This window comes from Nostoc sp. PCC 7107, assembly GCF_000316625.1.
GTDB lineage: Bacteria > Cyanobacteriota > Cyanobacteriia > Cyanobacteriales > Nostocaceae > Nostoc_B.
The window spans coordinates 4554710-4568653 of sequence record NC_019676.1; the positions used below are offsets into that span (position 1 = coordinate 4554710).

Here is a 13944-nt window from a genome sequence, read left to right on the forward strand (position 1 = left end):
ATAATCCCACAAATCCCGAAACAAATTTAACATTATCTCAGTATTCCAGCCTTAAACTCTTTTTCTAGAACTTGTTTGCATCTTTTCATTAGCAACACCAAACAAGCGTACTGAATTTATAACATCACCTATTCCTTGAATCAGATAATTTTTTGATATTTTACACTTCAAAATCAAGGGCATCTCATTCAAATATTTTTTACACTGGCGGAAAAATCTGCATCTAGCCAGATCATAAGTGCGATCGCTTCGTCCCTTTACAGAGAGCGATAACATAAGAACACACCAATATTCATGCTGTGTTTATGGCAACTCAACTCAGTGAAGCTAAATCGCCAGCTGAAATGGTAATCTCTTGGCAAGCGTTGCCCGATGATTATCAATTAGAGGATGAACCTGTGGAGAATACTAATCAGCCACTTTTGGCTGGGGCTTTGCGTGAAAGCCTGGAAATTAGTGGATTCATTCAACCACAAATGTTGATAGCCTCAAATTTTGGTCTTTGTGCAACTGTCAACGGACAATTGATTTTAAAAGCACCTGATTGGGTTTATGTTCCTGCGGTTAATCAAGTTTTAAGCGATCGCAAAAGTTATACTCCTAATTTAGAAGGTGAAGTACCCGCGATCGTCATGGAATTTTTATCCGACAGGGAAGGTGGGGAATATTCTGTCAAGCGCACCTATCCACCAGGAAGGTGGTTTTTCTACGAGCAAATTTTGCAAGTTCCCATCTATATAATTTTTGAACCAGATGGTGGTTTATTAGAATTTTACCAACTGGAAAATAAACGTTATGAGTTGCAGCTACCCGACGAAAACGGTCGTCATTTCGTTGCGTCAATGAATTTATTTTTGGGTACTTGGCAAGGTACTAAAGAAGCTCGAACAGGTTATTGGTTGCGCTGGTGGGATACACAAGGTAATTTATTACCGTGGGCTGTAGAACAAATTGAACAAGAACGCCAGCAAAAAGAAGGATTGATGGCTTATTTAGTATCTCAAGGTATCGACCCGAATAATTTACCACCCTTGGAATAGCCAGTAAAGGCGAACAGATGTTCGCCTTTACTTATTTAAATGCTAGTTTTCTCTTTTTCTATCTCGCTCTTTTTGATGCCGTTGATGAACATTGGCACAAACTTTTCCATAAACTCTTGTGGGTTACGCTGCCAAGCTTTTTGTGCTGCTTGAATTCTGGTAAATTGCAACTCAGGCGCTAGTAAAGCTTGTGGTAGGCGTTCCATCAGATATTGGGGACGTTCCCACAATGGCATAGTATTTGCAACGTCTACCAGCCTTGTAACGCGGCGCAGTTCTGCACCTAGGGTAATATCCATACCTGATTCGTAGGCGGCTTGTTCAATTGCCGCATATTTAAGCTTGGCTTGCTCAACTTTTTGTCGGTGTTCTGGACTTTTATCAGCTATTTTGCCTAACCAACGGTTTCCCCAACGGACGTGTCCGGCTTCTTCTGGCAGAATTTTTTCTATAGTTTCGCGGATTTTGATATTTTCTTCGGTTTGTGGTGCTTGCTTTAACGCATAAATGTGAGCAGAGAAATACTCACAGCCGCGTTTTTCGGTGATGTTAATTGCTGCCATACCAGCAATTATGGTGTCGTCCAAGTTAGTTTTTGGGTCGTGAGTATTTTTATCCAGTAGCCATTCAAATTCATCGATATAAGGCATTCCAGGGGGATTACCTACAGTTGCTCCCAGTTCGATTAATAAATCAGTTAACCACATAGCGTGACGAGCTTCATCAGCAATGTGATGTGATAAATCTCGGACTAGTTCTCGTGGCTGTCCGTTGAGTTTTTCAATGACCTCTGTGAGGTCTTTACAACTGCGTTGTTCACTGTAGCGGTAGCGGTTGAGGGTCATGAGATGTAGTTCGCGATCGCTCACTACCCGTTTTAAAATATCTCTTGCACCTAGACTATTTTGGAATTTCCGTGGGTAAGTAACTGTCATAGTATGAAGTTTTATTAACTGTTATTTTTGATGCTATCTCAGTTTTTTCTTCCTTGCCGGAAACTAGCATGATTGTTGTTTATAAAAGGTCAGAATATCACCAATTCCTGACTTTTACGATTTCAATCCACGCAATAATACTCATTACAGACACCAAAATATTAAGTTTTATTTGAATTAGGCTATAAAAGTCAAAACGGTAACTTAAGCTACAGAATTTTTGCTATATTAACAAATGAAAGGACTATCAGCTAAAAATATATAACTAAAACCTTAAGGGGGACTGAATTATGTCTATTCAAGAAAAATCTCGTGCATTGATGGTGCGTCAACATCAACAAGTTAAAAACCGTCAACAATCAATGTTGATGCGGGCTGCACAAGAACTCGGTCTTCCTGAAGAAGCATCCCACTATTGGAATCCCATTCAAGGCAAGATAGACCAAACTGCACGCACGATTTATGGTAGTAGCAACGCTTCGATGAGCTAGGTTGAAAGAGTTGTCAATAGCGTTAATTCATAAAAAAAGCCACCTCTAAAGGTGGCTCTGAAAAATCACTACTGAATACAATTAGCAGTCGTAATAGAGATAAAACTCATAAGGATGAGGACGTAACTGCATCTGCTCAACTTCATTAGCCAGTTTGTAGTCAATCCAATTTTGGATGAAGTCTTCTGTGAACACGCCTGTTTCGGTTAAGAAAGCGTGATCATTCTCTAAGGCTGCTAATGCTTTATCCAGAGAACCAGGAGTAGAAGGAACCTTCGCCAGTTCTTCTGGAGACAGTTCATAAATATTCTTATCTAAAGGCTCACCTGGATCAATTTTGTTCTTGATGCCATCCAAGCCAGCACAAAGCATAGCTGCAAATGCCAAGTAAGGGTTAGAAGTAGCATCTGGACAACGGAACTCTAGGCGTTTTGCTTTGGGGTTAGTGCCTGAAAGCGGAATCCGCACAGAAGCAGAACGATTACCTTGGGAGTAAGCCAAGTTAACAGGTGCTTCATAACCTGGTACGAGACGCTTGTAAGAGTTTGTGGTGGGGTTAGTGATAGCTAACAATGCTGGTGCGTGTTTAAGAATGCCACCAATGTAGTGTAATGCCATTTCACTCAAACCAGCATACTTGTCGCCAGCAAATAGAGGCTTGCCATCCTTCCAAATAGACTGGTGACAGTGCATACCGGAACCGTTATCGCCAAAAATTGGTTTTGGCATAAAGGTAACAGTTTTGCCGTATTTCTTGGCGACGTTCTTAATGACATATTTGTAAGTCATCAGCCAGTCACCAGCTTCAATTAACTTACCGAAACGGAAGCCGAGTTCGCACTGACCACCAGTTGCAACTTCGTGGTGTTGTTTTTCAATGGGGACACCGCATTTCGCCATTGTGAGCAACATTTCTGTCCGAATGTCTTGGAAACTGTCGGTTGGCGAAACTGGGAAATAACCTTCTTTGAAGCGTGGTTTGTAACCCAGGTTGGGGCCTTCTTGTCTACCAGAGTTCCAACGACCTTCTACAGAGTCTACGTAGTAGTAGCCGGAGTTAGCAGTTTGGTCAAAGCGGACATCATCAAAAATGAAGAATTCAGCTTCTGGCCCAAAGAAAGTAGTATCACCAATACCCGTAGAAACTAGATAATCAACAGCTTTTTGGGCAATAACGCGTGGGCAACGGTTGTACCATTCCCCTGTGCGGGGTTCCTTAATGCTACAAATTATGCTTAGGGTTGGCTCTGCCATGAATGGGTCAATCCAAGCTGTGTTGGGATCTAACACCATTGTCATGTCTGATTCTTCGATACCTTTCCAACCCCGAATGCTGGAACCGTCGAAAGGTACGCCATCAGAGAAAGAACTTTCATCGATTTGGTTCTGGTACACGGTTAAGTGCTGCCATGTTCCTGGTGTATCGATGAATTTCAGATCAATCATCTGAATGTTTTGGTCTTGGATCAACTTCAAGACTTCTTGTGGGGTTGTCATTGTTACTCCTTCTCTGCCAATTTCCTATTGTAAAACCAGAATCTGCCAAAGCATTCTAACCCTACTGATCCGCACCAAGTTGTGACACACCTGGATTATCGTAAAGATTTGAGATTAGAGAATTATGTAGTTTTTGTTACAGATTCTCTGGATTACAGGTTATATTAACCTTTCGCACGTCATCTGTACAAAACTGGAAAGTTCATTTCATCGGGGACAACTTTGGCATAGAATCCTTAAATAGCGGATAGATTGTTTTTGTGCAGAACTTATTTTAAATAGCACAAAAATTTACTGGTGCGTAAGTGCAGCCAAATAAATATCAAACCATAGATAGCAACGATTGGGAGAAAAAGGAATGCGTGATGCAGTCACAAGTTTAATTAAGAATTATGACGTAACTGGACGTTATTTTGACCGGAATGCGATCGACAGTCTGAAATCTTATTTTGATAGTGGTACAGCACGGGTACAAGCTGCGGCTGCTATCAATTCAAATGCTGCTTCAATTGTCAAGCAGGCTGGTTCTAAATTATTTGAAGAACTACCAGAATTGATTCGTCCCGGTGGAAATGCGTACACAACTCGTCGTTATGCGGCTTGTCTGCGGGATATGGACTATTACCTCCGCTACGCTACTTATGCGCTGGTTGCTGGTAACACAAATGTTTTGGATGAGCGTGTACTCCAAGGTTTGAGAGAAACTTACAATTCTCTAGGTGTACCCATTGGCCCAACAGTTCGTGGTGTCCAGTTAATGAAGGATATGGTTAAGGAACAAGTAGCAGCAGCAGGTGTAGCTAATACTGCTTTTGTGGATGAACCTTTTGACCATATCACGCGCGAGTTGAGTGAGCAGGATGTTTAGAAGTCAAGCATGAAACAGAGACTAGAGACTAGGGACTAGTAATCTGTATTTTTATTGCTGCTGTGGATGTCTGTTATCTAAATTTTTGTAAAGCGATCGCCTCTTGTTTTTGAAAAAGAGCGATCGCTTTTTTACAAAAATTATACTTTTAGTAGGTTACAGGAGACAGGTAACAGAATTACAAGTCTTTTGCTATCTGACGGGCTACTAGAGAGAATTATTAAATTAATAAACTAACTCGCTATCGGGAAATTATCCGTCAATTGATATTTGAATATGATGGTACGTCTGAGCCAGTGGCAGAAGCATTGTTAGCAGCAGGTATCCCACACGAAGATATTGTTTTGGGTTTCCATCCCGCAAAACTGCGCCAATACACCGATTTTGCTATATCTTGATTGATGTATTAAATCTTACCTAAATGTCAATTGTTAAAGATAAAGAAACTTCGACATAAGCAACTGTGCTATCGTCAAGAGCAATTAGCTGTAAGCTGTTGTAGTGCGTATTTCACTATCGACTATGGCAACGATTAACGACAACTACCTGAAGCTCAAAGCTGGTTATCTGTTCCCGGAAATTGCGCGGCGGGTAAACGCTTTCGCCGAAGCTAACCCTGATGCAAAAATAATTCGTTTGGGAATTGGCGATGTTACTGAACCTTTACCAGAAGCTTGTCGCACAGCGATGATTAAAGCTGTGGAAGAAATGGGCGATCGCACAACTTTTAAAGGCTACGGGCCAGAACAAGGCTATGCTTGGTTAAGGGAAAAAATTGCGGCTCACGACTTCCACGCACGCGGCGCAGAAGTAGATGCTGACGAAATCTTTATTTCTGATGGTTCCAAGTGCGACACAGGTAATATTCTCGACATCTTTGGTAACAACAACATCATTGCTGTAACTGACCCTGTATATCCTGTATATGTAGACACCAATGTGATGGCAGGACACACAGGTGTAGCCAATGATAAAGGTGAATTTGCAGGTTTGGTATATCTACCTGTTACCGCAGAAAATAACTTTACAGCGGAAATTCCAAGGGAAAAGGTCGATTTAATTTATCTGTGTTTTCCCAATAACCCAACTGGTGCAACTGCAACCAAAGAATATCTTCAAGCGTGGGTAGACTACGCCAAAGCCAACGGTTCAATTATTTTCTTTGATGCAGCCTACGAAGCATATATTACAGATCCGAGCTTACCCCATTCTATTTATGAAATTGAAGGTGCAAGAGATTGTGCGATCGAATTTCGTTCCTTTTCTAAGAATGCAGGTTTTACGGGAACGCGTTGCGCCTTAACTGTTGTACCTAAAACCTTAAAAGCCAAAGCCGCCGACGGTTCCGATGTGGAACTGTGGAAACTTTGGAACCGTCGCCAGTCTACCAAGTTTAACGGTGTGTCCTACATTGTGCAAAGAGGTGCGGAAGCAGTTTATTTTGAAGATGGACAAGCACAAACTAAGGCTTTGGTGAGTTTCTATTTAGAAAATGCCAAAATTATTCGAGAAAAACTGATAGCCGCGGGACTGGCTGTTTACGGTGGTGTGAATGCGCCTTACGTGTGGGTGAAAACTCCCAATAGTCTTTCGAGTTGGGATTTCTTTGATAAATTGCTGCATACCTGCAATGTTGTCGGTACACCTGGTTCTGGCTTTGGCGCTGCGGGTGAAGGCTACTTCCGCATTTCTGCATTTAACAATCGGGAAAATGTAGAAGAAGCAATGAAACGAATTACTGAGAAGTTTAAGGTGTAGATATTTGTGGTGGGCGATGCCCACCTTGCACTATCAAATTAGAATAATTAAATACAGCGGCTATTGATTGATGAGAGCTAGTAAATGTAGCCTGTTAAATATGAGATGGGAACGCCCTGAACTAAAACCGTACTTTATATAATTCAAATAATTCGCCTGATTGCTGGGCAACAACTTTAGCACCAGCAGCTTTGATCATTTTTTCCCACTCAGTTAGAGGTTCTAAAAATACTTCTGCACCTAAATAAGTTTCTAACACAGCCCAATCTTCGGATAGGGGCTGTTGTGGGTTGAGGATATCAAAGACGAAATGTCCCCCAGATTTGAGAACTCGTTGAACTTCTCCCAAAACAGTGTTCCAGTATTCCAAGGGAAAATAGCAACTAAATCCGGTTGCGATCGCCAAATCAAACTGATCTAAACCATAATTTAAATGATGCGCCCCGCCTAACTCTACACCTTTGAATAGCTTGGAGTTAAGTTGAGAACCACGAGAATTAAGGGTATCTCGCGCTATATTACTAATTTCTTGCCCATAAAAAAATGCTTGCCAATCACGCCAAGGATAAATCAAAAAGCTGACACCGCAACCAATATCTAAGCAATGTTGATTTTTCTGCGGTTGTGCAATTTCCCAGAAAGGAGAAACAGCCCTCCCAGCCAATATCCCCGCTTTCCATTCTTGATATATTGGCATGGATTGAACTTCTGGTGGCAGTTCAAAAGTTTGGTTTTGATATTGGCGGTTGAAGCGATAAGCTACTTGTGATGTTCTTTCCTGCCATTTATCGGAGTGAGGATTATTGGAGTTAAACGGAAAACTGGGAGACTGCTTAGACATTAGCTTATTTTCTGCTGTGGATGGTTGATTATAGACTGTAGTTGGCGGGAAAAAATGGGCGCGATGTCTCACGACAAGACGCTTTTCTTCGAGACGCTGGGCGAACGTGTCAACGCTCACACTACAACCTAAAGCTCATATTGTACAATCGCAAGAAACATCATCTGGAGAGACGCTTGCCTAAAACGATACACTCCACTCAACCACCATTAAAATTTATTCCCCAAAATTTTAACCCCCTGGCGCTCCAGATGATGCGGTGGTTATTGCCATTTATCTTACGGTTTCGCACACGACCTTGGTTAACTGCGGGTGTGGTGAAAATAGAAGCCGAGAACGCAGAGATATTAGCCGAACTATATCAGAAATTCCAAGCAGGCAAAATCCGCTTTTTGATCGCATTTCGCCACCCAGAGGTAGAAGATCCACTGTGTATGCTGTATCTGCTGTCGCGCCTTGTCCCCAAAGCCGCCCGTCAGCATGGTATCAAGTTACAAGAACCAATTCATAGCCACTTTATTTATGAACGAGGGATGACTTTATGGGCGGGAAACTGGCTGGGTTGGTTATTTTCCCGCGTTGGCGGTGTTCCTGTACGCCGGGGGAGACGAGTTGACAGGTTGGCTATTCAAACAGCACGAGATTTATTTGCTAATGGGAAAATGCCGATCGCCGTTGCCCCAGAAGGTGGTACTAATGGTCATAGTGGCATAGTTAGCCCCTTAGAACCCGGTGTGGCGCAATTAGGTTTTTGGTGTGTAGACGACTTGCAAAAAAGCGATCGCACTGAAACAGTATTTATAGTACCAGTAGCCATTCAATATCGTTATGTTCAGCCACCTTGGACAAAACTAAATTGGTTATTAAGTAAATTAGAAGCAGATAGCGGTTTAGCAGTGCAGTCAATTTCTCAGTCTGCAATTAACAACTCAGCCGAAATTTATCATCAGCGCATTTGTCGGCTGGGTGAACATCTCATTACCGAGATGGAAGAATTTTATCGGCACTTTTATCATCAAGACTTACCCCAAATACCTAATCAAACATTAATTCCTCGACTGCATCGTTTATTAGATACAAGCTTAAAAGTTGCTGAACAATATTTTAATATCCAAGCACAGGGAAACTTTATAGACCGCTGTCGCCGTTTAGAAGATGCAGGTTGGAATTATATTTACCGAGAAGACATTGCCGATATTCATAAACTACCACCTTTGAAACGCGGACTGGCAGATTGGATTGCTGAAGAAGCAGATTTGCGAATGCAGCACATGAGAATAGTAGAAAGTTTTGTCGCCATCACCGAAACATATCTCCAAGAACAACCTACATCCGAAAGGTTTGCTGAGACAGCCTTACTTATGTATGATATGCTGACCCGAATCAAAGACTCAACATTACCAGGAAGACCAAGCTTAGGTTTGCGACAAGTGCAAATTAGTGTAGGTGAACCAATTTCCGTCACCGAACGCTGGAAAAAAGCGCAAAATAACCGTCATGCAGCCAGACAAGCAGCCAGTACTTTGACACAAGATTTGCAGACAGCATTGGAGAATTTGATTAGTTAATTTATTGTTGATTTTGACCAAAAGCGCGGATGGGTAGGTGTAGAAAATTAGCATTCCGCAAAAATGGCTGTATTCCTTTCAGCGCAGGGTTTTGCAGAAAAAATAAATTAAAATCGTCCGCGCAGATTATTCTGCCTGGGTTTCAGAGATTTCACGCAAATCAATTGACATTATCTGGTGTTATAATTAGCCCATCCGCGAAATCGAACCTTGAAAACCAAATACAGACCGCCTTTCTGGCTCCCGCGATTGCAATTCAAACTAATCCCTATTAGGGATTGAAACAGAATTTAAATCGCCGCTACCATTAGCAAAAGATTGCAATTCAAACTAATCCCTATTAGGGATTGAAACATGCAGAAGTAGGAAACAGAATTGTTTTACCTAATAAATTGCAATTCAAACTAATCCCTATTAGGGATTGAAACTATTAACAGTAATAATATTAAAACTAGTTTTAGCATTGCAATTCAAACTAATCCCTATTAGGGATTGAAACTTACTAACGCTGGCTCAAGTATTTGTTTGAGCCTTTGATATTGCAATTCAAACTAATCCCTATTAGGGATTGAAACCTCAACCTTGATTTGCACTAAAGCACCCCATCTTTCTATTGCAATTCAAACTAATCCCTATTAGGGATTGAAACGTAGCAGCCCAACAAGGATTGAAGCAAACAAAACAAATTACATTGCAATTCAAACTAATCCCTATTAGGGATTGAAACGAGGGCAAAGTCACCAAACCGAACGGTGGTGAAAATTGCAATTCAAACTAATCCCTATTAGGGATTGAAACTTAAAGTCTCTACTGAAGCATACTTTTCTGGCGTAAAAATTGCAATTCAAACTAATCCCTATTAGGGATTGAAACAGCAAAGCCTTTCCCAGCTAACTTGCATCAAATTAGATTGCAATTCAAACTAATCCCTATTAGGGATTGAAACTTGGAACATCGCCGTATTAAACCCAACCCAGCTAATTGCAATTCAAACTAATCCCTATTAGGGATTGAAACTGTTGCAGAGATGAATAACAAATTCTCTGCCAGATTGCAATTCAAACTAATCCCTATTAGGGATTGAAACTATGCCCTTTGAGGATTTCATTTTTTTCATCAATAACTAATTGCAATTCAAACTAATCCCTATTAGGGATTGAAACATCGGATCTACTTATCAGCAAAAGCAGCAAAATAAATTGCAATTCAAACTAATCCCTATTAGGGATTGAAACTGTTGGTTTAGCTGCGGTGTAGCCTCCGCGGTCGCCAATTGCAATTCAAACTAATCCCTATTAGGGATTGAAACATAGATGCAAGGCCTATCAGGAGGCTAACTCTAGTAGAATTGCAATTCAAACTAATCCCTATTAGGGATTGAAACTTCGGATAGCACAGCATTGCAGTTCATAAGTACCAAATTGCAATTCAAACTAATCCCTATTAGGGATTGAAACTGCTGCATCGCTGGGCATTGTATTTATAATAAACTTATTGCAATTCAAACTAATCCCTATTAGGGATTGAAACTACCAGTACATGAGCGTCCCCGGTGGATTGAGAAAATTGCAATTCAAACTAATCCCTATTAGGGATTGAAACGAGAATATCGACCATTGCCCGACCAGTCAAAATGATTGCAATTCAAACTAATCCCTATTAGGGATTGAAACTTTCCTGAGCCGCACCTAAGCGGCTTTTTATTTGATATTGCAATTCAAACTAATCCCTATTAGGGATTGAAACGCTTACCTGTAAAAGTAAAATATTTAGGACAAGCATTGCAATTCAAACTAATCCCTATTAGGGATTGAAACTACCGTAAACAATATACCATAGCGTGCAACACAAATTGCAATTCAAACTAATCCCTATTAGGGATTGAAACTTTTCACCTTGAAAATAAGACACTTTTGCAGCATATTGCAATTCAAACTAATCCCTATTAGGGATTGAAACATCTCCAGTTTGCCAGCCCTTACGTCCAATTAACCATTGCAATTCAAACTAATCCCTATTAGGGATTGAAACAGATACTATCATATCTAACTCTTTAGACGTTAAGATTGCAATTCAAACTAATCCCTATTAGGGATTGAAACGGTTAGTTTCAGCATCTTCCTTGCTTACTAAGTCATTGCAATTCAAACTAATCCCTATTAGGGATTGAAACAATTACGGATACGAGCGTATTCGCAAATTAGAGAATTGCAATTCAAACTAATCCCTATTAGGGATTGAAACATTGACCAAGCAAACAGGCGATCGCCACCTCAATATATTGCAATTCAAACTAATCCCTATTAGGGATTGAAACTAGTCATTTGTTTGTAGTTTGCAAGTATTTTGATAGTGATTGCAATTCAAACTAATCCCTATTAGGGATTGAAACGAGGCTGGTTGTGCTGGAGAAAGTAAACTTGTCCAGTTATTGCAATTCAAACTAATCCCTATTAGGGATTGAAACATTTCATATTTAGTAATGCCTCCAGTATCTACTCTATTGCAATTCAAACTAATCCCTATTAGGGATTGAAACTTGATTTGCGATCGCATTCACAAGTGGCCTGCATATTGCAATTCAAACTAATCCCTATTAGGGATTGAAACAAATTTATAATCTTCATAGGCTTTGAGAGCTTTAATCGTTATTGCAATTCAAACTAATCCCTATTAGGGATTGAAACCTCAATTTCTGCTTGTCTTTTGACAGACAAGCCTGATTGCAATTCAAACTAATCCCTATTAGGGATTGAAACAGCTATAAATATCGCGTATGACATAGACGCTGAAATTGCAATTCAAACTAATCCCTATTAGGGATTGAAACATAAACAGGTACTTATAAAGCTTTCCGATGATTAAAATTGCAATTCAAACTAATCCCTATTAGGGATTGAAACTCTTTGAAGTACAAGACACTAAAGGAGGTTTTTTCTAAGATTGCAATTCAAACTAATCCCTATTAGGGATTGAAACAAAAATTAATATCGTATCTAAATATTCGTTTTGTGGTAGGTAATTGCAATTCAAACTAATCCCTATTAGGGATTGAAACACGCATGGGAATCATGCCATCGGGGAATAGTTCTAAGATTGCAATTCAAACTAATCCCTATTAGGGATTGAAACAATGCGAATTATGAAGACTATCACGAACTCAGACATTGCAATTCAAACTAATCCCTATTAGGGATTGAAACTTTCTAATGATGAATTTTCTAAATTGCGTAAACACATTAAATTGCAATTCAAACTAATCCCTATTAGGGATTGAAACCGGTATATACAGTGTCGCCAACCTTGCATTGAAACTGGTATTGCAATTCAAACTAATCCCTATTAGGGATTCAATATAATTCAGTGAAGCATTTATTATTCTCTTTGTGTCCTTTGCGTCCTTTGTGGTTCGTTTAAAAAAAGAGTTTTAACCTGCACTAAACTCTATTAGCATTTAATTCTTTGCGCCTTTGCGCCTTTGCGTGAGACTTAAAATTATTCTTTTCCAAAATTCAAATATTTTGATATTGTTGGGTTACACTTCGTTCCACCCAACCTACATTTTTATTCTAAAAAAAGAATCAAGAATGTTGGATAATTGCGGGATGATATATCTCACGCAGAGGCGCAGAGAGAATAACGAGTTTATTGACTATTTAACATGAACAGGAAACACACCCAAAGCAATCAATCTGGCGGGTAAGTCGCGCAAAAATGGCAAACGTAAAAACCCTGGGGGTTGAAAAGTGCCATTAGTAGATAGTACTGGGGCAAATACTCGCTTTTGAATTAATGTCTGAAATGCTTGGATGATGCGTGTGGGTAACCCTCGTTGACGCTGCACTTTGGCTAAATCATTTAGTTCTATGTGTTTGCGTTGTAGAGGTTTACTCAAAACGTTGGCGGCTACGACTGCATCTTGAATGGCGTAGTTAATCCCTACTCCCCCAACGGGTGACATAATATGAGCCGCATCACCAATAAGTAATAATCCCGAACGATACCAACGCTTCACACGGCTTGATTCTACTGAGAGAAAGGCGACTTGTGACCAATCTTGAACGCTAGATAGGCGATCGCTTAATTCTGGCATAACTTCAACTACAGATTTTTTTAACTCTTCCAAACCCGCCGCCCGCAGTTGATGATATCCTCCTTTGGGAATCACATAAGCAATTTGCCACTCATCACCACGGTCAAGCATCGCTACGATATGACCAGGCGCAAAACGCCCCATTCCGCCTTCAAAATCTTCGGGATGGCGGGGTAAGCGAAACCAAAGTATATCCATCGGTGGCGAAGTTTCAATGGATTCAAATCCGCCCATCTGTCTTAGCCGTGAGTGGCGACCATCTGCACCAACTGTGAGCATAGCGCGGACTTCGTGCCAACCACCCCCACCGCGATAACGGACTCCTTTAACTGTGCCATCTTCCTCAATTAATTCTTGGACATTCGCACCCATAACTAACTGAAAATGACGATATTGTTGCGCTTCTTGGGTGATAAACTCCAGAAATTTCACTTGTGGCAACATTGTGATGTAAGGATAAGGTGTTTTGAGGTGGCTAAAATCTGCCAAAGTAAAACTACCTTCTGGGGTTTTGACATTAATTTGGCGTATTTTGGTATGGGGTAATTGTAATAAGCGATCGCTTAAACTCAATTCATCCATAATTTGCATGACTGATGGATGAATTGTGTCTCCCCGAAAGTCGCGGTCAAAATCCTTATGCGCTTCTAGCAACATCACCGATATGCCTTGACGCGCCAATAACAACGCTAAAACAGCCCCGCCTGGGCCACCACCCACAATGCAACAATCGGTGGTTTGTGAGTCTACAATCTCATGGGCTGGGTTAACACTTGAGTCTGGGATAGGATTTGTCGGTAGATGGTTAGTCATCACAACACCTCTAGGTAGCCCTAAATCAAGGGTAGTTGGC

General features: G+C 40.6%; 10 protein-coding genes and 1 CRISPR repeat array. Of the genes, 6 read left to right on the forward strand and 4 right to left on the reverse strand.

Going from position 1 to position 13944, the window contains the following annotated elements; all coding sequences use genetic code 11:
* Positions 1 to 305: 305 nt before the first annotated feature.
* Complete coding sequence (locus tag NOS7107_RS19445) at positions 306 to 1040, forward strand: Uma2 family endonuclease (RefSeq protein WP_015114654.1); 735 nt, start codon at positions 306 to 308, stop codon at positions 1038 to 1040.
* Positions 1041 to 1075: 35 nt separating this feature from the next.
* On the opposite strand, the gene NOS7107_RS19450 is transcribed toward NOS7107_RS19445, so the two are convergent.
* Positions 1076 to 1975 (reverse strand): ferritin-like domain-containing protein, encoded by a 900-nt coding sequence (locus NOS7107_RS19450; RefSeq protein WP_015114655.1) that lies wholly within the window; start codon positions 1973 to 1975, stop codon positions 1076 to 1078.
* 290 nt (positions 1976 to 2265) lie between these two features.
* On the opposite strand from NOS7107_RS19450, the gene NOS7107_RS19455 reads away from it, so the two are divergent.
* Entirely contained in the window at positions 2266 to 2466 is a 201-nt protein-coding gene (locus NOS7107_RS19455) for a hypothetical protein (RefSeq protein WP_015114656.1), read from the forward strand.
* An 81-nt stretch (positions 2467 to 2547) separates the two neighbouring features.
* Here the strand turns inward: NOS7107_RS19455 and glnA are convergent, their stop codons facing one another.
* Entirely contained in the window at positions 2548 to 3963 is a 1416-nt protein-coding gene (gene glnA, locus NOS7107_RS19460) for a type I glutamate--ammonia ligase (protein WP_015114657.1), read from the reverse strand.
* Positions 3964 to 4321: 358 nt separating this feature from the next.
* Here glnA and apcB point away from each other — a divergent pair, with 358 nt between their 5' ends.
* The 3 genes from apcB (at position 4322) to NOS7107_RS19475 (ending at position 6589) form a co-directional block, all read left to right on the forward strand.
* Entirely contained in the window at positions 4322 to 4831 is a 510-nt protein-coding gene (gene apcB / locus NOS7107_RS19465) for an allophycocyanin subunit beta (RefSeq protein ID WP_015114658.1), read from the forward strand.
* 263 nt (positions 4832 to 5094) lie between these two features.
* A complete protein-coding gene (locus NOS7107_RS19470) occupies positions 5095 to 5229 on the forward strand; it encodes an element excision factor XisI family protein (protein WP_253274461.1) in 135 nt (44 codons plus the stop codon).
* 124 nt (positions 5230 to 5353) lie between these two features.
* Positions 5354 to 6589 carry an LL-diaminopimelate aminotransferase gene (locus NOS7107_RS19475; RefSeq protein ID WP_015114659.1) on the forward strand — a complete coding sequence of 412 codons (1236 nt, stop codon included), beginning with the start codon at positions 5354 to 5356 and terminating at the stop codon, positions 6587 to 6589.
* A 121-nt stretch (positions 6590 to 6710) separates the two neighbouring features.
* Here NOS7107_RS19475 and NOS7107_RS19480 read toward each other — a convergent pair whose 3' ends face one another.
* Complete coding sequence (locus NOS7107_RS19480) at positions 6711 to 7430, reverse strand: class I SAM-dependent methyltransferase (RefSeq protein ID WP_044500162.1); 720 nt, start codon at positions 7428 to 7430, stop codon at positions 6711 to 6713.
* 176 nt (positions 7431 to 7606) lie between these two features.
* On the opposite strand from NOS7107_RS19480, the gene NOS7107_RS19485 reads away from it, so the two are divergent.
* Positions 7607 to 8998: a 1-acyl-sn-glycerol-3-phosphate acyltransferase gene (locus NOS7107_RS19485; RefSeq protein WP_015114661.1), complete on the forward strand. Its 1392-nt coding sequence runs from the start codon at positions 7607 to 7609 to the stop codon at positions 8996 to 8998.
* A gap of 248 nt (positions 8999 to 9246) precedes the next feature.
* Positions 9247 to 12354: a CRISPR direct-repeat array (repeat unit 37 nt; unit sequence ATTGCAATTCAAACTAATCCCTATTAGGGATTGAAAC).
* 296 nt (positions 12355 to 12650) lie between these two features.
* Here NOS7107_RS19485 and NOS7107_RS19490 read toward each other — a convergent pair.
* Entirely contained in the window at positions 12651 to 13904 is a 1254-nt protein-coding gene (locus tag NOS7107_RS19490; RefSeq protein ID WP_015114662.1) for an FAD-dependent oxidoreductase, read from the reverse strand.
* Positions 13905 to 13944: the final 40 nt, after the last annotated feature.

Coding starts and splice junctions, on each gene's coding strand:
- NOS7107_RS19445 (WP_015114654.1), top strand. CDS start 306: ATGGCAACTCAACTCAGTGAAGCTAAATCGCCAGCTGAAATGGTAATC.
- NOS7107_RS19450 (WP_015114655.1), bottom strand. CDS start 1,975: ATGACAGTTACTTACCCACGGAAATTCCAAAATAGTCTAGGTGCAAGA.
- NOS7107_RS19455 (WP_015114656.1), top strand. CDS start 2,266: ATGTCTATTCAAGAAAAATCTCGTGCATTGATGGTGCGTCAACATCAA.
- glnA (WP_015114657.1), bottom strand. CDS start 3,963: ATGACAACCCCACAAGAAGTCTTGAAGTTGATCCAAGACCAAAACATT.
- apcB (WP_015114658.1), top strand. CDS start 4,322: ATGCGTGATGCAGTCACAAGTTTAATTAAGAATTATGACGTAACTGGA.
- NOS7107_RS19475 (WP_015114659.1), top strand. CDS start 5,354: ATGGCAACGATTAACGACAACTACCTGAAGCTCAAAGCTGGTTATCTG.
- NOS7107_RS19480 (WP_044500162.1), bottom strand. CDS start 7,430: ATGTCTAAGCAGTCTCCCAGTTTTCCGTTTAACTCCAATAATCCTCAC.
- NOS7107_RS19490 (WP_015114662.1), bottom strand. CDS start 13,904: ATGACTAACCATCTACCGACAAATCCTATCCCAGACTCAAGTGTTAAC.